The 20,759-nt window shown below is 55.7% G+C and carries 17 protein-coding genes; 11 read left to right on the top strand and 6 right to left on the bottom strand.

Translation table 11 applies throughout. From position 1 onward, the window contains the following. Positions 1-12: 12 nt before the first annotated feature. The 5 genes from ML541_RS14970 to ML541_RS14950 are packed head-to-tail and all read right to left on the bottom strand — an operon-like array spanning position 13 to position 6,197. Positions 13-1,074 (bottom strand): 6-bladed beta-propeller, encoded by a 1,062-nt coding sequence (locus ML541_RS14970; protein WP_243374062.1) that lies wholly within the window; start codon positions 1,072-1,074, stop codon positions 13-15. A gap of 19 nt (positions 1,075-1,093) precedes the next feature. Then, a complete protein-coding gene (locus tag ML541_RS14965; RefSeq protein WP_243374061.1) occupies positions 1,094-3,082 on the bottom strand; it encodes a hypothetical protein in 1,989 nt (662 codons plus the stop codon). Positions 3,083-3,094: 12 nt separating this feature from the next. Beyond that, the gene (locus tag ML541_RS14960) at positions 3,095-3,670 is read right to left on the bottom strand and encodes a cytochrome c3 family protein (RefSeq protein WP_243374060.1); all 576 of its coding nucleotides are present in this window, start codon (positions 3,668-3,670) and stop codon (positions 3,095-3,097) included. A gap of 14 nt (positions 3,671-3,684) precedes the next feature. Continuing rightward, complete coding sequence (locus ML541_RS14955) at positions 3,685-4,824, bottom strand: hypothetical protein (RefSeq protein WP_243374059.1); 1,140 nt, start codon at positions 4,822-4,824, stop codon at positions 3,685-3,687. 29 nt (positions 4,825-4,853) lie between these two features. Next, on the bottom strand, positions 4,854-6,197 hold the full coding sequence (locus ML541_RS14950) for a cytochrome c3 family protein (protein WP_243374058.1): 1,344 nt from the start codon (positions 6,195-6,197) through the stop codon (positions 4,854-4,856). A 288-nt stretch (positions 6,198-6,485) separates the two neighbouring features. Here ML541_RS14950 and ML541_RS14945 point away from each other — a divergent pair, with 288 nt between their 5' ends. The 7 genes from ML541_RS14945 to ML541_RS14915 all read left to right on the top strand — a co-directional run bounded on the left by ML541_RS14945 (position 6,486) and on the right by ML541_RS14915 (position 13,016). Then, on the top strand, positions 6,486-7,610 hold the full coding sequence (locus ML541_RS14945; protein WP_243374056.1) for a metallophosphoesterase: 1,125 nt from the start codon (positions 6,486-6,488) through the stop codon (positions 7,608-7,610). Between the two features lie 84 nt (positions 7,611-7,694). Beyond that, positions 7,695-8,876: an 8-amino-7-oxononanoate synthase gene (gene bioF, locus ML541_RS14940; RefSeq protein ID WP_243374054.1), complete on the top strand. Its 1,182-nt coding sequence runs from the start codon at positions 7,695-7,697 to the stop codon at positions 8,874-8,876. Positions 8,877-9,024: 148 nt separating this feature from the next. After that, positions 9,025-9,840: an alpha/beta fold hydrolase gene (locus ML541_RS14935; RefSeq protein WP_243374052.1), complete on the top strand. Its 816-nt coding sequence runs from the start codon at positions 9,025-9,027 to the stop codon at positions 9,838-9,840. Then, positions 9,827-10,627, top strand: coding sequence for a methyltransferase domain-containing protein (locus ML541_RS14930; protein ID WP_243374050.1), 801 nt, complete (start codon positions 9,827-9,829; stop codon positions 10,625-10,627). The genes ML541_RS14935 and ML541_RS14930 overlap by 14 nt, the downstream gene beginning before the upstream one ends. An 83-nt stretch (positions 10,628-10,710) precedes the next feature. Further along, the gene (hisI, locus tag ML541_RS14925) at positions 10,711-11,091 is read left to right on the top strand and encodes a phosphoribosyl-AMP cyclohydrolase (RefSeq protein WP_243374048.1); all 381 of its coding nucleotides are present in this window, start codon (positions 10,711-10,713) and stop codon (positions 11,089-11,091) included. 121 nt (positions 11,092-11,212) lie between these two features. Beyond that, positions 11,213-12,088 carry an ATP phosphoribosyltransferase gene (gene hisG, locus ML541_RS14920; RefSeq protein ID WP_243374045.1) on the top strand — a complete coding sequence of 292 codons (876 nt, stop codon included), beginning with the start codon at positions 11,213-11,215 and terminating at the stop codon, positions 12,086-12,088. 67 nt (positions 12,089-12,155) lie between these two features. Next, positions 12,156-13,016 carry a TraB/GumN family protein gene (locus tag ML541_RS14915; RefSeq protein ID WP_243374043.1) on the top strand — a complete coding sequence of 287 codons (861 nt, stop codon included), beginning with the start codon at positions 12,156-12,158 and terminating at the stop codon, positions 13,014-13,016. A 55-nt stretch (positions 13,017-13,071) separates the two neighbouring features. On the opposite strand, the gene ettA is transcribed toward ML541_RS14915, so the two are convergent. Beyond that, complete coding sequence (ettA, locus tag ML541_RS14910) at positions 13,072-14,751, bottom strand: energy-dependent translational throttle protein EttA (RefSeq protein WP_243374041.1); 1,680 nt, start codon at positions 14,749-14,751, stop codon at positions 13,072-13,074. 188 nt (positions 14,752-14,939) lie between these two features. On the opposite strand from ettA, the gene lysS reads away from it, so the two are divergent. From lysS to bamA, 4 genes are all read left to right on the top strand, one after another. Beyond that, the gene (gene lysS, locus ML541_RS14905; protein WP_243374039.1) at positions 14,940-16,439 is read left to right on the top strand and encodes a lysine--tRNA ligase; all 1,500 of its coding nucleotides are present in this window, start codon (positions 14,940-14,942) and stop codon (positions 16,437-16,439) included. 40 nt (positions 16,440-16,479) lie between these two features. Continuing rightward, positions 16,480-17,754, top strand: a complete 1,275-nt coding sequence (locus tag ML541_RS14900) for a lipoprotein-releasing ABC transporter permease subunit (RefSeq protein ID WP_243374037.1) — start codon at positions 16,480-16,482, stop codon at positions 17,752-17,754. Beyond that, entirely contained in the window at positions 17,747-18,415 is a 669-nt protein-coding gene (locus ML541_RS14895) for an ABC transporter ATP-binding protein (protein WP_243374035.1), read from the top strand. Before ML541_RS14900 ends, ML541_RS14895 begins: the two co-directional genes overlap by 8 nt. Positions 18,416-18,504: 89 nt before the next feature. Next, the gene (gene bamA / locus ML541_RS14890; RefSeq protein WP_243374147.1) at positions 18,505-20,745 is read left to right on the top strand and encodes an outer membrane protein assembly factor BamA; all 2,241 of its coding nucleotides are present in this window, start codon (positions 18,505-18,507) and stop codon (positions 20,743-20,745) included. Positions 20,746-20,759: the final 14 nt, after the last annotated feature.

Genomic DNA, 20,759 nt, shown 5'->3' with positions numbered 1-20,759 from the left:
GGCTCCGTCCGCTCATTCACTGCCATCCTTCTGCCGATCCGCTGCTTTCAGATATTTGAAGACCTGAACGCGACGATTGTAGGTGTCCGCCACATAGATCCGGTCTTTGCCGTCGATGTAGATGCCTGACGGCATCCAGAACTCCCCTTTTCCGCTGCCATTACCGCCGAAATCCAGCAGGAGCCGTCCGGACCGGTCAAAAACCTGTACCGCATCCAGCAGGGCATCATTGACGTAGATATGGCCATCGCTATCCGTGGCCACCCCCTTTGCCTTGGCAAAACTGCCTGAAGAGTCCCCTGCCGTGCCCATTACAGACAAGAAGTGCCCTTCAGCGGAAAACACCTGGATTCTGAAGTTCAGAACATCGGTCACCAGCAGATTCCCCCCCCTATCAACAAAGAGATCGGTGGGATAGTTGAATTGCCCGGGAGCATCGCCCCGAAGCCCAATACGCAACCGTTCCCTGCCGTCGAGGCCGAAAGCGACAACCTGATGGGCCTTGGTGTCTGTAACGTAGATCAACTGTTTCTTGCGGCTGAAAGCGATGCCGGTTGGTCTTCCCAGTGGAAAGTTCAACCAGGGGGTGAGTTCTCTCTCTTTCAGGCTGTAACGGTAGACAGTCGCCGCTGCCGCATCAGTGATGTAGAGATTGTCCTGTTCATCTTCAGTGATGGCTATGGGCATTTTCAGCAGAGATTGACCCTCCTTGATGCCGATCCTGAAATAGTCTTTGTTTTTCATGTCCATGACATGAACGACAGCCCCCCCCGCATCGACGATGAAAAGCCGGTCCTTCTCATCACATAAAACCCCATATGGCCTGATGATGCGGCCTTGCCCCTTGCCGAACAGAAGGTCACCCAGGCGCTGCCAAAAACCGGTATTGATACCCGCATCCCGAAAATCGCGGATCTCCTTCACCCACTGTATCCTTGGCTCCAGGGGCTTTTGGGGCCATTGCAGTGGTCTTCCCACTGAATTTTCCGTAATCCCCGATGATGCACAGGCTGTCAGCCACAGGCAGCAGGTCAGGGGGACCATCATCCATATACGGGCTCCATTGAAGGTCATCGCTGCTATTCTCCCTGAGTCAAAAGAAACGGGTCAGCTCCAGCCGGATCTGTTCATTGCGATTGCTGTAATTCCCCTGGTCCTGCCAGTTCACCTGGGAAAAAAGGAAGATGTTCATGTTTCTCAAGGTCATCTGCATATTGACGCTGACAGAGAACAGATCCATGTGAACCGGACCGCCGGTGTTGTTGGCATAGTCCCCCTTGAGTCTCATATCCACAAATCCAAACAGCACGCGCCGGTACAAAGCCCCCACCTTGAGCAGATTTTCCCCATAGGCTTGTGTTGTGCCGGCGCTGGCGAACCTTCTTTCATCATAGCTGTTGTAGGCATCTTTCACATAGAGAGACAGGGATCCCCGGGCAAAGGGGCGGTCGTGGTTGATGAAGCACTCCACGGTCCAATGGCTGTCATCCATGGCCACATAGTTGAGATAATGGGCGCCAAAGGAATTACTTGCCGTTCTTCCGTCAAAACCGACGCGATAATAGTGTTGTGAGCCCAGTCTGATCACATCGTCCCGCCCGGCGAGCCGCTCATGGTTCAGGACACTGTACTCACTGAACAATCTGAACCTGCCGTCCAATACCGAGAAAGAGCCCCCCATACCGCGGTTGTAGGTTGCATAGGTAACTGCAGGGTTGACGAAGCAGCTATAGGAGACGAGCAAAGAGTCTCCATCGTTGATGGTGGGGCTGCCCATGAAGATCAGCCTCGTCCGGGTGCCCACCTGCTCGACCCAATAATCCATGCCCGCCACATAGGAAATAGAACCTTTTGCCGGATCGGCATTGCGAAGACTGATGCTGGTCGCTACCACATTCGGGCTGGCCAGAAAGTTCTGCTCGAAGTACCGTGCGGTCAGCGGCTCGTCGTTTATCTTTGCCCTGCTTTCACCCCGGTTGCTGTCCGTCACGTGGATTCCCTGGGTGAAGTTGAGCGTCAGCTTTTTTCCAAGAGACAGGTTCTTGTGATAGGCCAGATTCAGCGACCCGCCATAACCGCTTTCATTGCCGTCGTTTATGTCACTGCGTCTGCCATCTACGGCGATGCGGGTGGAGAGACTTTGATAGAGCCGGTGTTGCAGCCATCCATCCGCCCGGTACGAGAGCTCCCGTTGTCCCTCACCCCAGTTGTGGGTGTTCTCATAGTCAATGCCAGCGTCCAGGGCCCTGCCGAGCACGGCGCTGTAGTTCTCGGACCAGATCACGTACTTGCTGTCATCGAAGCCAGATGCGTCACGGTATTTGTAAATGGAGATCAGCTCGCTTTTTGCACCGTTCCAGGTCAGTTGGTTCCTGGCTGAATACTCGGTATTAAGGTAGCGGACGCTGTCTCCCCCACCGATCAGGCCGGAACGGTTATCGGTGTGGTAAATGTAGGCATCGGTCTGGCTGAGGTTTGCAATCTTGTTGGTGGCCCGTATGGAGAAATTTTCCGTGTCCTGGGTCCTGTCCTGGCTCTGGCCACTGGTTCTGCTGTTGACGACGGAATAGCTGGCTTTGACCGGCACATACTTGTTCTTGTAAGTGATGTCGACGCCGTTACTGTCGCTCAGCAAGTCATAGCTTCCTGAAAAATCACGTTGCACATGATTTCTGGCTGAACCGGAAAAAAACCTGACCGGCACCGGCTTCCGGTCCAGCAGGATGCCATCGATCATATATTGAAAATTGATTCCGGCTCCGGTTCCCGATGACATGCCGCTGCTGGAAAAGTTTTCCTGGTAGAAGCCCAGGTCGACACCCAGTCCACCCTTGAGCAAATGCTGTGAGTAAATGGCATAGGGTATCTGAAAGTGGTAGTTTTCCTCAAAGCGATGGTCCGATGAGGAAAAGTCGCGGCTTTTCCCATAGGATGTTCCATCGCCATCGTATTGGTATTTGAAATTCACCGATTGCTGTACATCCCCTAAGAGGAAAAGACTTCTCTGTTGGCACAAGGCGGTGTCGGATTTGGCTGCAATAAGGATGATGGCCATGGATATGAAGATTATTTTCAGCCGCATCCGCTTGTCCTGTCAGTCAATAAAGTAGAGACTGTTGCCATAGTGCGGGTTGTGGCAGTCTACACAGTTGACCTTCCGTTGTGAGACCTTGTCGTGCATGGCTGCAGACAGTCTTTTCTCTTGGTGGCATACGGAGCAGGCCTGGTCTTTATTTGTCTTGAGCAATGACTGGTACTGGGAAGTATGGGGCTCGTGGCACGCCAGGCATTCTCCCACTGCCACCGGGCCGTGGACAAATGAGCCCTTGATGAAATCATCGTGGCACATGGAGCACAGCTGGGATTTCCCAACAACCAGCCCATTCTCCTTAGTTTTGTCGTGGCAGTCGTCGCACTTTTTCTCCTCGTAGGGCGCATGCCGCGACATGAGCTTTTTGGTGTCAGCCGCAGGCTTTTCGCCATTTTGAGCCAACTCGGCCTTCTCCAGGTACTCGCGACAAAATTGTTCCGGGGGCGGATAGCTTGGAACACCGTCAAAAATGGTCGACATGACCTCATGTCTGGTAATTTCACTGCATCCCGTCGACTGGAGGCAGATGAGCAGTGAAAGAACTGCCAGCATTATTTTCCAGCAGTTGGATGTTCTCACTCCAGCTCCTCAGGTCATTTCTTGGTGTCCGCACTGCTTTGCTGTTCCTTTGCCTTAATATCACCAGTGGCAGGGTCCAGCTCGTCACCTTTCCGGTGTCCCAGGCCATAAACGGACAACTTGTTGGATCCGTACTGGTTGATGACGAAAATGACATTCTCCAGTTCAAAGGAGGGGTCGGCCATTTTTTGGTAAAAATCCAGGTTCTCTTTGGATACGGCCACACTTGTGGGCAAATTCATGGTGCCGCCGGGTGCTGAGCCCGGATCGCCAAAGAACATCAGCAGCCGGCCCTTTTCATTGAACAACTGAACGTTCTGATGGGCCGAATCAGCCACGTAGATGCGGCCGGCGTCGTCAACGGTGATTCCCTTGGGCCTGCCGAACTGGCCGAAGCCGTCCCCAAGTTTCCCGAAGGATTGGAGTAGATGCCCATCCCGGTCAAACTTCATTACCTTGCCGGAAAGGGTGTTGGTTACATAAAGAAAACCTTTGCCATCCATGGCCAGGTTGGACGGCAGGGCCAAACCATCGGTGGTTTCCGTTCTTTTACCGATCTGGTTGAGCAGTTTTCCACTTTTGCTGTCCAGCACCTTGATCTCGGAGTGGGCCATATCAATGACATAGAGAAACTTGTCGTCCACCGCCACATCGGTAGGCTTCATCTCCAGGTCTTTGCCAAAGGCGGTCTTGAAATTCCCCTCCGGGTCGTAAACCAGCACCTCCTTTCTTTCAACGTCGGCCACGTACATGGTCCCATCGTTGCCAAAGGCCAGGTTCACCGGTTTCCGCAGTTTGCCGGTACTGAAATTTCCTTTCAGCGGCAGAAAGGTCTTAGCCACCGGGTCTATTATGGAAATGGTCCCACCCCCCGTATCGCAGATAAAGATCCTGCCCTTGTGGGTGGTGACGCCATAGGGTTTGATGATGTGTCGGACCTGGTCGTCCTTCTGGTCTTTGCGGGCAAAGAGGGTGAAGCTGCTTTTTTTCCCTTCGATGTCCTCAGAATTGGAAACCTTCATCAGATACTGAACGCGGGGGGGATTGGGTGCCATGGGGAAAAATACCGGCCCGGTGGCAGTCTTGGCGCCGGAACAACCGGAAAATACCATGGCGGAGATGAGTAACATCACTGCTCGTCGGTACTGCTGCATAGGTCCTCCCTGTTATGATGATGTGCCGGCTATTTCTTTTGATCTTTGAGATAGTCCACCGCTTTCTCCCGGTCATAGTCGAATTTGCGATGGCAACCCGGTGCGCAGCTGCCGCCGGTGGGGGTCATGGTGTGACGGATGGGAATTCTCCAGTCGCCGAACCGTGGGCCGTTTTTGCCGATCAGTTTCAGGCCATCGCCGGCATGGGGCTCATGGCAGGCCCGACAGGTTCTGCCTTTGCGCTTATGGACCACGTGGACATAGTGCAGGTTTCGATTGCCGTTGCGAAATTTGGTGTAGATTGTCGTTTCCGGGAACTTGAGCATGCTTTTGTCATGACAGGACAAGCAGAAGTCGTAGTCACCTTCCTTGTACGGGGCATAGAACTGTGCCGGATAGGGGCCCTTGAGGATCTTGCCATAGGGGGAGCCATGGGGATCATGGCAGCTGTCGCAGGTGCCATTCTTCACCGGCGCGTGCAGGTCTTTCTTGCTGGCCAGCTCCTTTTTCAAGTTGCTCAAGGGGGGGGAACCCAGGCTGTCGCTACCATGGCAGCCAAGGCAGACCTCCTGCTCTGTGTTGGGCAGCAGCCCTTTGGTGGTGGAAAAGTGCGGTGAATGGCAGCTCCCGCAGCTTTCTTTCGATTGCAGGGGCTTGTGCTGGACCGTTGCTTCAGACAATTTCCTTGCCACCTGTTCGTGGCAATCGGTACACAGGTCGGGCATCTTTTTTTTCAAAATGTGTGCTGCCGGCGAACTGTGGGGGGTGTGGCAGGAGGTGCAGGGCCGTTCACTGACGGGAGGATGGACGACGGTGGCAGCGGCCATCGCCTTGGCGAAATCGGCATGACACCTGAGGCAGAGATCGCGTCCTTTGGCGGGCAATAGTCCTGGCTCCGAAGATTCATGCGGGTTGTGGCACTTGGTGCATTCCCCCGTGGCAACGGGACCATGCATGAACTGCCCTTTAAATGAAGCCGGGTCGTGGCATCCCAGGCAGAAGGAGGTCTGATCGTCGCCAACATCCAGAAGCTGTTCGCCGCTTGCCCCATGGGCTCGGTGGCAGGCCAGGCATTTGCCTTCCCTGACGGGACCATGGACGACTCTCTTCCTTCCCAGGGCATCATGGCATTTTTCGCACAGCTTTGCCCCTTCGGCCACGAGTCCAAAGGATTTGCCGTTGCCGACAAGAATGGGATGGGTGGTGGTGATCCTCACATGGCAGGCGAGACAATTCTCATCCCTGACCGGCGCGTGCAGGTGTTTCAGCTCCATGATCGCCCGATGGCAATTGGCCGTAAAGCACGTGCTTTCTCCAGAGGCCAGGGCCGGGAGACAGCACAAGCAAACAAGGATCATCAAGGGCAATGGCATGGGCATATCCTTGCATCAAAATAATTAGTTGTTTTTAATAAGCAAAGAAAGTACCGAAAATTAAATTATGCTAATTTATTTGTTAACCCTTTGATAATCAATGACTCTTGACGCCCATGAACAGAATCTATTTTTAGTACAATTCCAGCCATCTGGCTCGCTATAGCTTGACAGAAGCCGGTTTTGGTGCCAAAAGTCAGAGCAGGGAAAGTGGCTAAAAGAAGAAAACCTGAGGTTATTTAACCGACTTCCTTAGCCCCATGGCTGGATGAGAAATCGGAGAGACCAATGAGCTTATTTCTGCTGACATTCTTTGTGTTGTATGGCGGCGTCCATGTTTACGCGTTTATCAAGATACGCGGTGCCATCTCTTTAGGCGCCGGGGTGTCCGGAGTGCTCGCGATTTTTTTCCTACTGATGGTCGTGGGCCCTGTGTTGGTGCGAGTTACCGAACGGCACGGGCTGGAGTCCCTGGCAAGTTCCATTGCCCATATCAGTTACACATGGATGGGCTTTCTCTTTCTCTACTTTTCAGCTTCCATTGCCGTGGACCTGTACCGCTTCCTGGTCTTTATCCTGGGCAAGTTGCTGCACCACGACATTTCCTTTCTTGTGCCTGCCACTGCCGTGTCATTCTATCTGCCGCTCCTTTTGGCTGCGGCCATTTCCGTCTATGGATTCTTCGAAGCGCGCAGCATCAGAACTGAGCGGGTAACGCTCGCTTCCTCGAAGCTGCCTGCTGGCATAGAAAAGCTTGTTCTGGTGCAGATATCCGACCTGCACCTGGGACTGATGGTGAGGAAGGACCGGCTCATTCCTGTGCTAGAAAAGATAAAAGCCGAGAACCCAGATGTAGTTGTGTCCACCGGTGACCTGGTTGATGGCCAGCTGGACGGGCTGGCGGACTTGGTGCCGCTGCTTCGGGATCTGAATCCACCCCTGGGGAAATTTGCCGTTACCGGCAATCACGAGTTCTATGCCGGCTTCCCCCAGGCACTGTCATTTACGGAACAGGCCGGATTCCGGCTGCTGCGGCAGAAAGCGGTACCCATGGGTGATGCGTTCATCCTTGCCGGTGTTGACGATCCTGCCGCCCATCGCGGCTCTCCGCCCCTTTTCCCGGAGCATGTCTTCCTTTCCAGCCTGCCGCGCGACCGGTTCATCCTGCTTCTCAAGCACCGGCCCGTGATGGATCCTGCCTCCCTAGGGCTGTTTGACCTGCAGTTGTCCGGGCACGTGCACAAGGGGCAGATATTTCCCTTCAACCTCCTGACACACCTCTTTTATCCGGTAAAAATGGGTCTTTCTAATTCTTCCCTCTATGTGAGCCGCGGCACCGGTACATGGGGGCCGCCGATCCGCTTTCTTGCCCCGCCGGAAATCACGGTCATCACCATTGTCCCTTCTTGTTAACCATATTTGCCTGGTTGGTTGACGATGACGTCGCTCTATGTTAAAACAACTGGGCCTATTTAACCCGAAAGAGGGAGTGCTTTTGTGCAAATCTTTGGCGAAGAACTGGAATCATTGCGAGAAGCGGGGTTATTCCGCTCCATGCGCCTGATAGAGGGTGGACAGTCCAGCCGGGTCATCCTGGACGGCCGGGAGGTCCTGCTGCTGTGCTCCAACAATTACCTGGGGTTGGCCGATCATCCCCAGCTCAAGGAAGCTGCCATCAAAGCCGTAGAACGGTTTGGCGCGGGAAGCGGCGCCGCCCGGCTGGTCTCCGGCAACATGGAGCTCCATGTGCAGCTGGAAGAGCGTATTGCCGCCTTCAAAGGGACTGAGGCGGCGCTCATCTTCAATTCCGGCTATGCCGCAAACACCGGCATCATCTCCGCCATTGCCGGCCGGGGAGACCTGATCTTCTCCGACCGCCTCAACCATGCCAGCATCGTCGATGGAGCCCTCCTTTCCCGTGCCAAGGTGATTCGCTATCCCCACAACGATATTAAAGCCCTGCGCCGCCTTTTGGAGGAGCATCGCGGCACAGTGGGACGTCGGCTCATCGTTGCCGACGGTGTCTTCAGCATGGACGGAGATCTGGCCAAACTGGCCGGGTTGGTGACCCTGAAGGAGGAATTCGGCGCGCTGCTGATGGTGGATGATGCCCACGGCACTGGCGTCCTGGGTGAGCATGGCCGGGGAAGCGCCGAGCTGTGCGGGGTCATGGACCGGATCGACATCCATATGGGAACTCTGGGCAAGGCATTGGGGAGTTTTGGCGCCTATGCCGCTGCATCTAAGGAAATAATAGATTTTCTAGTGAACAAGGCCCGCAGCTTCATCTTTTCCACCTCTCTGCCACCGGCGGTGCTGGCTGCATCCATTGCTGCCTTCGACGTGGTCGATTCGCCGACAGGAGCCGATCTGCGAAAACGATTGGCGGCGAACAGCTGTCAGTTCAAGGAGGGGCTTGAAAAGGTAGGCTTCAATACCATGGGAAGCGAAACGCAGATTGTGCCTGCCTTTGTCGGCGGCGCGGAAGAGACCATGGAGTTTTCCAGAAGGCTGCTGGATGAGGGCATATTTGTCCAGGGGATCAGACCGCCAACGGTGCCGGTTGGGAGCTGTCGCCTGCGCTGTACGCTGATGGCGGCCCACACAGAGGCGGATGTGGACAGGGCAGTAACGGCCATTGCCCACGTGGGCAAACAGCTCGGCGTAACAGGCTGTTGAAAACTATTGTGGTGCCAATCTGCTGCATTACCGCTCACTCAAAACCTCAACGTACAAAAGGTACGCCTCGGGTTTTTCGTTCGCTTAAGCCTTGCATCTCGGCATCCTCTTAACGTTTTTCAAAAGCCTTCTAATTTTAGGTGTGAAGATGTCTTTTTTCGAAACAAACGATGGCGTGGCCATTCATTATGAAGAGTTGGGCCAAGGGCGGCCGCTGGTCTTCGTCCACGGCTGGGCCATGTCCGGTATGGTCTGGAACTTTCAGCGGGAGCTGGCCGACCGTCACCGGCTGATCGCCATGGACCTGCGCGGCCACGGCCAGTCCGCATCCTCGGCAAATATTACCCTGGAAGCGTTTGCCAACGACCTGATCGAATTTTTCACCCGGCTGGACCTGCACGATGCCGTCCTCGTCGGCTGGTCCATGGGGGTGCAGGTGGTATTGCAGGCTTTCCAGCCCCTGCGGCCGCGCCTTGCCGGGCTGGTCCTGGTGGGGGGGACGCCACGCTTCAGCGCCGTCGCCGATTTCCCCCACGGCTTGCCGCCGGTGGAGGTGAAAGGGATGGGGCTCCGCCTGAGGCGGGATTACCAGAAGACAATGGGGGATTTCTTCAAAAGCATGTTCGCCGAAGGGGAGCCTGACCGGGAGCAGTATCAGCGCATCGTTCACGAGATGGTCATGAAAGGGCGCTCCCCTGAGCCGGAGATGGCGCGGAAAGCGCTGCAGGTGTTGGCGGATGCCGATCTGCGGCCGATTCTTTCCGGGGTAGACCGGCCGGTACTTCTCATCCATGGCAGCAGGGACACCATCTGTCTGACCGATGCCTCCCGTTACATGGCCGAAAAACTTCCCATGGCGCGCCTGGCAATAGTAGATGGGGGCCACGCGCCGTTCCTGGCCCGTCCGGCGGAATTCAACAACCTGATCAAGGGCTTTTTGGAGGAAATCAATGGGGGGCATTGATCGGGAGAAGGTAAAAGGCTCCTTCCATCGCCAGGCGAAAACCTATGACCAGTACGCCAGGGTGCAGAAGCGGGTGGTGGCAAATCTTCTGGATCAGGTGCGGAAGGAGGTCGGCACTCCCGGCAGGATCCTCGATGTCGGGTGCGGCACCGGAAAGCTCCTGGCCGAGCTGCATCGTCTCCACCCGGAGGCCCAGCTCTTCGGCGCGGACCTGGCTCTGGGCATGTGCATCACTGCCGGCGCCCATCTGGCCGCAGGGGCCTTTGTCACCGCCGATGCGGAGTCGCTCCCCTTCATCGACGGTGCCTTCAACCTGGTCACTTCCACCTCTACCTATCAATGGCTCCCTGCCCTCGATCATGCCTTTGCCGAGGCACGCCGGGTTCTGGCTCCGGGGGGGATCTTTCTCTTCGCCCTTTTCGGCGAACGAACCCTTTTTGAGCTGAAGGATGCCCATTATCAGGCCCTGAAGCGGGAAGGGGAGGTGGAGGATATAACCCACCGTTTTTTTCCCCCTTCCCGGGTCGAAGCGGCACTGGCTGGTGCCGGGTTCGACCAGTGGCGGGTGGAATCGACGCTGGAGGTGGAACTTCATGCAGATGTCCCGGCTCTGCTGAAATCTCTTAAAAAAATTGGCGCAGGAAATGCTTCGCCAAGGGCCTCAGCAGGTCTCTACGGTCGCAAACGCATGCTGGCAATGATGGACATTTACCAGGAGAAGTATGGAACTACCGATGGTATCCCTGCCACCTACGAGGTCATTTATGGTGCAGGCCGGTGCCCCTGAGCTGCATAATGGTTGACACGCGGAGTGCCGCCGGTGTATTAGAAAGTACTTTTTCAGAAGTAAGACCAAGGAAGGATGTATTCATGATCAAGATCGATTTCGAGAAGATGGGGGGGCTGATTCCTGCGGTAATCCAGGATTATCAGTCGGGGGAAGTGCTGATGGTGGCCTTTATGGATCAGAAAACCCTGGACTTGACCCTCAAGGACGGCAAGACATGGTTCTTCAGCCGCACCCGCAACAAGTACTGGATGAAAGGGGAGGAGTCGGGCAACACCCAGGAAGTCATGGAAGTTCTCACCGACTGCGACGCCGACACCGTCGTCATCAAGGTGAAGCAGAACGGCCCTGCCGCCTGCCACACCGGCAACAGGAGTTGCTTCTACCGGAGATGGGAGAATGATGAGTGGGTGGAGCATTCGAATCCATTGTTCGACCCAAATGAAGTATATAAAAAAGGATGAATCCGCCTTTTCTGCCTACATTCCCTCTCCCGAGGGCCCGCAGGCCGAAAGGAGATGGTCATGGTGAGGGGTGAGGAGAAGGGTTGGTAAAACCAAAATTCAATCGAGAAAGGCTATATAAATGTCTGATGTATTGAAATTCGGTATTCCCAAGGGTAGCTTGGAAGACGCCACCGTCGATCTTTTTGCCAAGGCGGGCTGGAAGATTTCCATCTCCTCGCGCAGCTATTTTCCCGGCGTTGATGACTCAGAGCTCAACTGCAAGCTGATCCGCCCCCAAGAAATGGGCAAGTATGTGGAGCGCGGCACCATCGACGTGGGTATTGCCGGCCGCGACTGGGTCCGGGAGAACGACTCGGACGTGGTGGAAGTTTGTGAGATGGTTTATTCCAAGGTCTCCCGCCGCCCGGTGCGCTGGGTACTGGTGGTGGCCCAGGATTCCAAGGTGCAGAAGCCGGAAGATTTGGCCGGAGCAACCATCTCCACGGAACTGGTCGGGTTTACCAAGCGCTACTTTGCGGAAAGAAATATTCCGGTGACGGTGGAATTTTCCTGGGGGGCAACGGAAGCCAAGGTGGTGGACGGCCTCTGCGACGCCATCGTTGAGGTGACGGAGACCGGCTCCACCATCCGCGCCAACAACCTGCGCATAGTCTGCGACCTCATGGAATCGGTGCCGGTGATGATCGCCAACCGCAAGTCGTGGGAAGACCCCTGGAAACGTGACAAGATCGAAACAATCGCCACCCTGCTCAAATCGGCCCTGGCAGCCGAGGGAATGGTGGGGCTGAAGATGAATGCTCCAGGCAGCCAGGTTGAGGCCATCACCAAGGTCCTGCCCAGCCAGAAAGCGCCGACGGTGTCCCACCTCTACAACTCCGACTGGGTCTCCATCGAGAGCATCTTGAATGAGAAAGAAGTCAGGTCTATCGTCCCGGCACTGTTGAAGCTTGGTGCTGAGGGAATTGTGGAGTATCCGCTGAACAAGATTATCTGAGGGACGGATGGTACCAAGCCCGCTCAACCGCAACCGGTTCAGCGGGCTTTTTTGCATGGAGGGTATGATGAAAAGACTCATACTGGGGATACTCCTTTGCTTCTCTGTCTGTACCGGAGCTTTTGCCGAGTCATCCGTCTGGAAGGCGCAGAAGAGAGGCTCCACCATTTACCTAGGTGGCACCTGTCACATCCTGCGTGAGTCCGACTATCCTTTGCCCACCGAATTCGAGAAGGCTTACAATGCCTCGGATCTGCTGGTCTTCGAAACGGATATCGCCGGACTACTGGAGCCTGCAGTGCAGCAGAAGTTACTGGCAAAGGCTCTCTATACCGATGGGAGCACTCTCGATAAACACCTGTCCTCCCCGGTATACGGGGAACTGAGCGCCTTCTGCCAGGCAGACGGCATACCGCTGCAGGCGTTGAGCCGGTTCAAACCGTCGATGGTCATGGTGACCCTGACGGTCCTGGAGCTGAAGAAAAAGGGGGCTACCGAGCAGGGGGTGGACCAGTATTTCTACGGACAGGCCGTGAAGGACAAGAAGCCTGTGGAGGGGCTTGAGATCGTCGATGAGCAGATAGAATTTCTCACTACCATGGCCGACGGCAATGAAGACGACTTTGTTCGTCATTCCCTGAGTGATATGAAAACCATGGAGGGGCAGTTAGGGTCGCTTGCCGATGCATGGCGCACTGGGGACGTGAAGAAACTGGACGAGTTGATGGTTGCAGACATCAAATCGCGGCAACCGAAGCTCTACAAGAAACTGATCACCGATCGAAATCTTAACTGGCTCCCCCTGATCGACGCCTATGGCAAAACGCCGAAGACCGAGTTCATCCTGGTCGGTGTCGGCCATCTGGTGGGTCCGGACGGGATAATCGAGGCGCTAAAGAAGAAGGGGTATAAGGTAGAAAAACTTTAGATGATATCCTGACATGCCATAAAAAAAGGCCACCGTTTCCGATGGCCTTTTTTCGTCACGCCCTGGTCAGCTGGCGGTACTTGATACGGTGGGGCTGATCGGCTGCCGTGCCAAGGCGAGCATGGCGATCTTCCTCGTATTCGGAGTAGTTCCCCTCGAACCAGACTATCTTGCTCTCCCCCTCGAAGGCCAGGATGTGGGTGGCGATGCGGTCCAGGAACCAGCGGTCGTGGCTGATGACCACGGCGCAGCCGGCGAAGTTTTCCAGCGCCTCTTCCAGTGCCCGCATGGTGTTCACATCCAGGTCGTTGGTCGGTTCGTCCAGGAGGATGACGTTGCCCCCCTCTTTGAGCATCTTGGCCAGATGGACACGGTTCCGTTCACCGCCGGAGAGCAGCCCGACCTTTTTCTGCTGATCGGCTCCGGAGAAGTTGAAGCGGGAGACGTAGGCGCGGGAATTGATCAGCTGCTTGCCCAGCTGGATCTGCTCCTGCCCGTCGGAGATGGCTTCCCAGATTGTCTGGTCGGGGTTAAGGCTGTCGCGGCTCTGGTCCACGTAGGCGAGCTTCACAGTCTCACCGACGCGGATGCTGCCGCTATCCGGCTGCTCCTGGTTGGTGATCATGCGGAAGAGAGTTGTCTTGCCGGCGCCGTTGGGGCCGATGATGCCGACGATGCCGCCGGGAGGGAGACGGAAGGTCATACCCTCGACGAGCAGCCTGTCACCGTAAGCCTTATTGACGTTGTCCGCTTCGACAACGATATCTCCCAGCCTTGGCCCTGGCGGGATGTAGATTTCCAGATCCTTGGCCCGCTTTTCGCTCTCCTGGGTCAGAAGCTGCTCGTAGGAGGAGATACGCGCCTTGCCCTTGGCATGGCGCCCCTTGGGCGACATTCTGATCCAATCCAGCTCCCGCTGCAGGGTCTTTTGCCGCTCGGTCTCGGCCTTTTCCTCCTGGGCCAGGCGCTGTTGCTTCTGCTCCAGCCAGGATGAATAGTTCCCCTGCCAGGGGATGCCTTGACCCCGGTCCAGCTCCAGAATCCACCCCGCCACGTTATCCAGAAAATAGCGGTCATGGGTGACGGCGATGACGGTCCCCGCGTAGCGCTGCAGGTGGTGCTCCAGCCAGGCGACCGATTCCGCATCCAGGTGGTTGGTGGGCTCGTCCAAAAGGAGAATGTCAGGCTTCTGCAAAAGAAGACGGCACAGGGCGACGCGGCGTTTTTCGCCGCCGGAGAGTACCTTTACCGGCGTATCGCCGGCGGGGCAGCGCAGGGCGTCCATGGCCATTTCCAGCCGGGCATCCAGATCCCAGGCATCCAGGTGGTCGAGCTTTTCCTGTACCTCAGCCTGGCGGGCGATGAGCTTGTCGAAATCCGCATCGGCCTCGCCAAATTTGGCGGTAATCTCGTTGAACTCATTGAGCAAGTCCACCGTTTCCTGCACCCCCTGCTCGACGATCTCCCGCACAGTCTTTCCCTCGTCCAGCTGCGGTTCCTGCTCCAGGTAGCCTACCGTGTAGCCGGCGGAAAGAACTGCCTTGCCGTTGAAATCCTTGTCTACCCCCGCAAGAATGCGGAGCAGCGAGCTCTTTCCCGAGCCGTTGAGACCGAGAACGCCGATCTTGGCGCCGTAGAAATAGGAAAGGTAGATATCTTTCAGGACCGGTTTCTTATCGTAGAATTTGCTGACGCCGATCATGGAATAGATGACTTTATTGGGTTCAATTGCCATAGGATTTTCTTTACAACCTCCTCATAATTAATGGCCTCATTTTTACACGGGCTTTATTGTGCCTGTCAACATCTCTTTGCCCACATGACGCACATTTATGCTGACTGTTCCGCCGGCTTTTTCCTTGACTAAGAGCGAGCAAATACGTTAATTTGTCGGTTTGGAAAATGGACAACAAAGCTTTTTTCATGAAAGGCAGAAACGTGGCAACTGAAGAATTGAGTGAATTGCTATTGCAGAGAAGACGCAAGGTTGACAGCATGTGGGAGGCAGGGATCAATCCCTATCCCAACGATTTCAAGGCCAAACATACCTCGGCCGATCTCATTGCCGCCTATGGCACTGTGCAGGAGATCGAGGCCGATCCGCAGCATTTCATAGTGGCAGGGAGAATCATTGCCCGCCGTTCCTTCGGCAAGGCCGCTTTCGTGCAGCTCCAGGACCGCAAGGGGCGCATGCAGCTTTACGTGAAAAAGGATTCCGTGGGCGAGGATGCCTTCGAGCAGTTCGAATCCTTTGACATCGGTGATATCGTCGGCGCTTCCGGCTATCCCTTCCGTACTAAAACAGGTGAGTTGTCCCTCCATGTGGAGAGCATCCGGCTTCTGACCAAGTCGCTCTTGCCGCTGCCCGAGAAGTTCCATGGCCTGACCGATGTGGAGACTCGCTATCGCCAGCGCTATGTGGACCTGATCGTTAACCCCGAGGTGCGTGAACTCTTCACCAAGCGGTCGAAAATCATCAACCTGATCCGTGAATTCATGGTGAACAACGACTTCCTGGAAGTGGAAACCCCCATGATGCAGCCCATTCCCGGCGGCGCTACGGCGCGTCCCTTCGTCACCCATCACAATGCCCTGGATATGGAGCTCTTTCTCCGCATCGCTCCTGAGCTCTACCTGAAGAGGCTCGTGGTCGGCGGGCTGGACAGGGTTTTCGAGATCAACCGCAACTTCCGCAACGAGGGTATCTCCGTCCGCCACAACCCCGAATTTACGATGATGGAGTTCTACCAGGCCTATGCCACCTTCGAGGACCTGATGAACTACACCGAGGAGCTGCTCTGTCACGTGGCTCAGAGTGTCCTCGGTACCCTGGACTTCAGTTATCAGGGAATGCCCATCAGCTTTCAGCGCCCCTGGAAACGTTTCACGGTCAAGGAGGCGATTCTTGAATACGGCGATATCGATGGCAAATCCCTTGAAGATCGTGACATGGCGTACGCCTATGCAAAGAAAATCGGCCTTGATCTGCCCGAGGACATCGGCTACGGCAAACTGATTACCGAAATTTTCGAAGAGGTTGCGGAAACGAAACTGATCCAGCCGACTTTCATCACGGCTTACCCGACTGAGGTTTCGCCCCTGTCGCGGAAGAGCGACCAGGATCCCGAGATTGTCGACCGCTTCGAATTCTTCTGTGCCGGTCGCGAAATGGCCAATGCCTTTTCCGAGCTGAACGATCCGGTGGACCAGAAGGAGCGCTTCCTGCTCCAGGTGGCGGCCAAGGCCAAGGGGGATGAAGAGGCCCACTACATGGATGAGGATTATATCCGCGCCCTCGAATACGGCATGCCCCCGACCGCCGGCGAGGGAATCGGCATCGACCGGCTGGTGATGCTCCTCTGCGATGCCCCGTCGATCCGTGACGTCATCCTCTTTCCCCAGCTGAGAAAAGAAGTAAAATGATGATGGATTCTTTCATCCGTCTTTAAGGACATATACCGAAATGCCTTTTGAACTCTTCATCGGCCTCCGCTATCTCAAGGCCAAGCGCAAGGCGACCTTCATTTCGCTGATCACGCTTATTTCCGTTGCCGGCGTGGCATTGGGGGTGATGGCGCTGATCATCGTCCTGGCCGTCATGACCGGCTTCGAGGAAGACCTGAAAGAGAAGATTCTCGGCACCAATGCCCATATCGTCGTCCTGAAAAGCGGCGAGGGGATCGAAGACCATGCACAGCTGATGGCGCGGTTGAAGAAATTCCCCGGCGTGGTTGCCGCTACCCCGTTCATCTACAGCCAGGTGATGCTTTCCACCGGCAAGAACGTCTCCGGTGTGGTTTTGCGCGGGATAGACACCAAGACCGACGCCCAGGTAACGAACCTGCATAAGGCGGTGGTAGAGGGAGCCCTGGCGGATCTTGACCGCCGGACGCCGGTACCGCTCAAGGGGAACGAGCCGCCACTGCCCGGGCTGGTCATCGGCAAGGAACTGGCGAAGAACCTCAACCTCTACCTGGGGGACAGCGTCAATGTGGTTTCTCCCATGGGCAACATCACTCCATTCGGAATGATGCCGAAGATGAAGCGGTTCCGCCTTGTTGGCATCTTCAATACCGGCATGTTCGAGTACGATTCGACCCTGGCCTACGTGGGGCTCGGCGAAGCGCAGGATTTTCTCGGTATGGGATCGGCAGTCACCGGCATTCAGCTGAAGGTGGCCGATGTCTACAAGACCGGAGAAATCACGCGCAGGATCAACCGTGAGCTGGGCTTCCCCTATTTCGCCCGTGACTGGATGCAGATGAACAAGAACATTCTCTTTGCCTTGAGGACGGAAAAGGTGGTCATGTTCATCATCCTGACCCTGATCGTCCTGGTGGCCGCCTTCGGCATCGCTTCGACCCTCTTTATGGTGGTCATGGAGAAGACCCGGGATATCGCCATTCTCAAGTCCATGGGGGCGACCAGCAGAAGCGTCATGCGCATTTTCGTCTTCGAAGGGCTCATTATCGGCATTTTCGGTACGGCTATCGGCGTGCTCGGAGGCCTTGTCGTGGCGCTGAACCTGGAGCCGATCGTCAACGCGGTACAGAGAGTCACCGGTTTCCAGCTCTTCAGCAAGGACATCTATTATCTCGACCGCTTTCCGTCCCTGGTCATTCCTTCGGATGTCATCCTCATTTCCGTTACTGCCATCGTCATTTCGTTCGTCGCGACCCTTTATCCGTCGTGGCAGGCATCGCGACTCTCTCCGGCCGAGGCACTGCGCTATGAGTAACCTACTGGAGGTCCGCGACCTTTATAAATCTTACGGCAACGGGTCAAAGGTCGAGGTGCTGAAGGGCATCGACCTGGATGTGGCCACAGGTGAGACCATTGCCCTGGTGGGTGCTTCGGGTGCCGGCAAAAGCACTCTGATGCACGTGCTCGGCACCATCGACACCCCCACCTCCGGGGTGGTCAGGTTCGACGGTGAGGAGGTTTTCAAGCTGGGGGGAGCCGCCCTTGCCGCATTCAGGAACCTCTCCATAGGCTTCGTTTTCCAGTTTCACCACCTGCTGCCGGAATTCACCGCTTTGGAGAATGCCATGATGCCGCTTTTAATCGGCGGCACCAGACGCAGGGATGCTGAACCTATAGCTGCCGGGCTTTTGCGGGATGTGGGCTTGTCCCATCGCTTGACCCACAAGCCGGGCGAGCTTTCCGGCGGTGAGCAGCAGCGGGTGGCCATCGCCCGTGCCCTGGTTCGTTCGCCCAAACTGCTCCTGGCCGATGAACCGACCGGAAACCTGGATATGAAAACCAGTGACGAGGTCCATGACCTCCTCATGGATATTCATGCCAAAAGGGGATTGACCCTGATCATCGTCACCCATAACGAAAAACTGGCGGCCAAGATGGCCAGGACCATCCGCATGGTGGATGGCAGACTGAGCTGATCGGTGCCAGATTTCTTCAACCAGTGAACAGATTTTTATCCGGGGGAAGCTTGCTACGCATAATCAATATATTTGCTTTCGTTGTGACGATGACGGTCATCTTCTCCGGAGCTGCCTTCGCCGATGGGGAGAAGATCGCAAAGCTTCAGATCAAGGGAAACCGCAGGATCGAATCTGCCGCCATCCAGAAGGTCATTAAGTTGAAGGAGGGGGACACCCTTTTTGCCGACCAGGTGGATAGCGATGTGCGCGCTATCTTCAAGCTGGGCTATTTCGAGGATGTGCAGGCAACGTTGGACAAGACCGACACCGGGGCGGTCCTCACCTACCAGGTGACGGAAAAACCGGTGGTGCGCGAGATAAAGATCGAAGGAAACAAGGAACTCTCACTGGAAAAGATCAAGGAAGCCCTTGAAATAAAGCAGAACACCATCTTTTCTCCCAAGGATCTGACCAAGAGCATCAGGAAGGTAAAAAAACTTTACGCCGATGAAGGGTATTACCTGGCTGAAATAGACAGCAGCATCGAGAAACGTTCTGCCGCGGAAGTGCGGATCGTTCTTAAAATAACCGAAGGGAAAAAAGTCCTCATCGAGACCATCCGCTTCGAGGGGAACAAGGCGTTCAAGGACAGGCGCCTGAAAAAGGCCATGGAGACATCCGAGAAATGGATGTTTTCCTGGCTGACCGGCGCCGGCACCTACAAGGAAGAGGTGCTGAAAAACGATGTCAACCTCATTGCCGATCTTTACTTCAACGATGGGTATATCAATGTCAAGGTCGGTGAACCGACGGTCCGGGTTCTGGAGGATAAAAGCGGCCTCGAAGTACTGATCGGCATCACCGAAGGGGACCAGTACAAGGTGGGGACCATCGGCTTCAAGGGGGACATGCTTGACACCCAGGAGGCCTTATCCAAGATGATCAAGATCAAAAACGGCGAGGTCTTCAACCGCAGTACCCTGCGGACCGATGTCTTCACCCTGACCGATTTTTACGCAGACAAGGGCTATGCCTTTGCCAACATCACCCCCCTGACCAAAGTGAACCCCGAGGCCCGGATCATCGACATCACCTTCGACATGGAAAAGGGAGAAAAGGTCCATATCGACCGCATCAATATCAGCGGCAACACCAAGACCCGCGACAAGGTCATTCGGCGGGAGCTGAAACTTGCCGAAGGGGATCTATATGGAGCGACCCCTCTGAAGCGGAGCAAGCAGAACCTGATGAACCTGGGCTTCTTCGAGGAGGCCAATCTGGTCACGGCCAAGGGAAGCGCCGACAACAAGCTTGACCTGAATGTGGACGTGAAGGAAAAAGCAACCGGCACTTTCAGCATCGGCGCGGGCTACAGCTCTCTCGACGGGATCATCGGCCAGGGGTCCGTGCAGCAGGCGAACTTCCTTGGGCTCGGACTAAAGGCGACACTGTCCGCTTCATTGGGGGCAAAGTCCCAGACCTACAACGTGGGATTGACCGACCCCTATTTCCTCGACACCAAGTGGACCGTGGGGGCGGACATTTATCGCACCGAGCGCGACTATACGGACTTTTCCCGGCGGGTTACCGGCGGTGACATCAAGGCGGGCTATCTCCTGAGCGATACCCTGAGCACCTTCTGGATATATAAATATGAGCAGAAGGATATCTATAACGAATCTGCTTCTCTGCTGGAAAGTATCAAGAATGGTTCCGTCACCACCGAGACCACCGGCACCACCAGTTCCATAACGGCAAGTCTCACCAGCAATACCACCGATTACCGCCTGGATCCTTCCCGGGGGATGATGAATACCGTCTCTGTTGAATTCGCCGGATTGGGCGGCACCAACCGCTTCGCCCGCTATATCAGCGAGAACGCCCTCTACTATCCGGTGGGCCTGGGCACGGTCTTTTCCCTGCGCGGCACCTTCGGCTATATCCAGAGTGTGGGCAAAGAGGTTCCCATCGACGAAAAGTTCTACCTGGGAGGGATCAATACCCTGCGCGGCTACAGCAGCAGGACCGTCAGCCCCTTCAAAATCGTCGAGACCACCAACGGAAAGGTCTACCTGGGAGGGGACACGGAACTTTTCTTCAATGCCGAATACCAGTTTCCCCTCTTGAAGGATGTGGGGCTGAAAGGGGTTGTCTTCTTCGATGCGGGCAATTCCTATGCCGGCCTCGGCGATTTGGGCAGCCGCTTCCAGACCAGTTACGGCGCCGGCATCCGCTGGTTCTCGCCCATCGGGCCCCTCCGTCTTGAATACGGCATCCCGATCAATCCCCGCACCGGTATCGACAGTGCCAGCGGCAAGCTGGAATTTTCCATAGGTAGCTTTTTCTAACCTTTCTTAAGGAG

The sequence above is a fragment of the Geotalea sp. SG265 genome (assembly GCF_022808985.1).
GTDB lineage: Bacteria > Desulfobacterota > Desulfuromonadia > Geobacterales > Geobacteraceae > Geotalea.
The sequence above is the reverse complement of the archived record's forward strand: the minus strand, read 5'-3'. Positions and strand labels throughout refer to the sequence as shown.

Excerpts from the sequence above, each read along its gene's own strand:
- ML541_RS14970 (WP_243374062.1), bottom strand. The coding sequence starts at position 1,074 with ATGACCTTCAATGGAGCCCGTATATGGATGATGGTCCCCCTGACCTGC.
- ML541_RS14965 (WP_243374061.1), bottom strand. The coding sequence starts at position 3,082 with ATGCGGCTGAAAATAATCTTCATATCCATGGCCATCATCCTTATTGCA.
- ML541_RS14955 (WP_243374059.1), bottom strand. The coding sequence starts at position 4,824 with ATGCAGCAGTACCGACGAGCAGTGATGTTACTCATCTCCGCCATGGTA.
- ML541_RS14950 (WP_243374058.1), bottom strand. The coding sequence starts at position 6,197 with ATGCCATTGCCCTTGATGATCCTTGTTTGCTTGTGCTGTCTCCCGGCC.
- ML541_RS14945 (WP_243374056.1), top strand. The coding sequence starts at position 6,486 with ATGAGCTTATTTCTGCTGACATTCTTTGTGTTGTATGGCGGCGTCCAT.
- ML541_RS14935 (WP_243374052.1), top strand. The coding sequence starts at position 9,025 with ATGTCTTTTTTCGAAACAAACGATGGCGTGGCCATTCATTATGAAGAG.
- ML541_RS14930 (WP_243374050.1), top strand. The coding sequence starts at position 9,827 with ATGGGGGGCATTGATCGGGAGAAGGTAAAAGGCTCCTTCCATCGCCAG.
- hisI (WP_243374048.1), top strand. The coding sequence starts at position 10,711 with ATGATCAAGATCGATTTCGAGAAGATGGGGGGGCTGATTCCTGCGGTA.
- hisG (WP_243374045.1), top strand. The coding sequence starts at position 11,213 with ATGTCTGATGTATTGAAATTCGGTATTCCCAAGGGTAGCTTGGAAGAC.
- ML541_RS14915 (WP_243374043.1), top strand. The coding sequence starts at position 12,156 with ATGAAAAGACTCATACTGGGGATACTCCTTTGCTTCTCTGTCTGTACC.
- ettA (WP_243374041.1), bottom strand. The coding sequence starts at position 14,751 with ATGGCAATTGAACCCAATAAAGTCATCTATTCCATGATCGGCGTCAGC.
- lysS (WP_243374039.1), top strand. The coding sequence starts at position 14,940 with ATGAAAGGCAGAAACGTGGCAACTGAAGAATTGAGTGAATTGCTATTG.
- ML541_RS14900 (WP_243374037.1), top strand. The coding sequence starts at position 16,480 with ATGCCTTTTGAACTCTTCATCGGCCTCCGCTATCTCAAGGCCAAGCGC.
- ML541_RS14895 (WP_243374035.1), top strand. The coding sequence starts at position 17,747 with ATGAGTAACCTACTGGAGGTCCGCGACCTTTATAAATCTTACGGCAAC.
- bamA (WP_243374147.1), top strand. The coding sequence starts at position 18,505 with ATGACGGTCATCTTCTCCGGAGCTGCCTTCGCCGATGGGGAGAAGATC.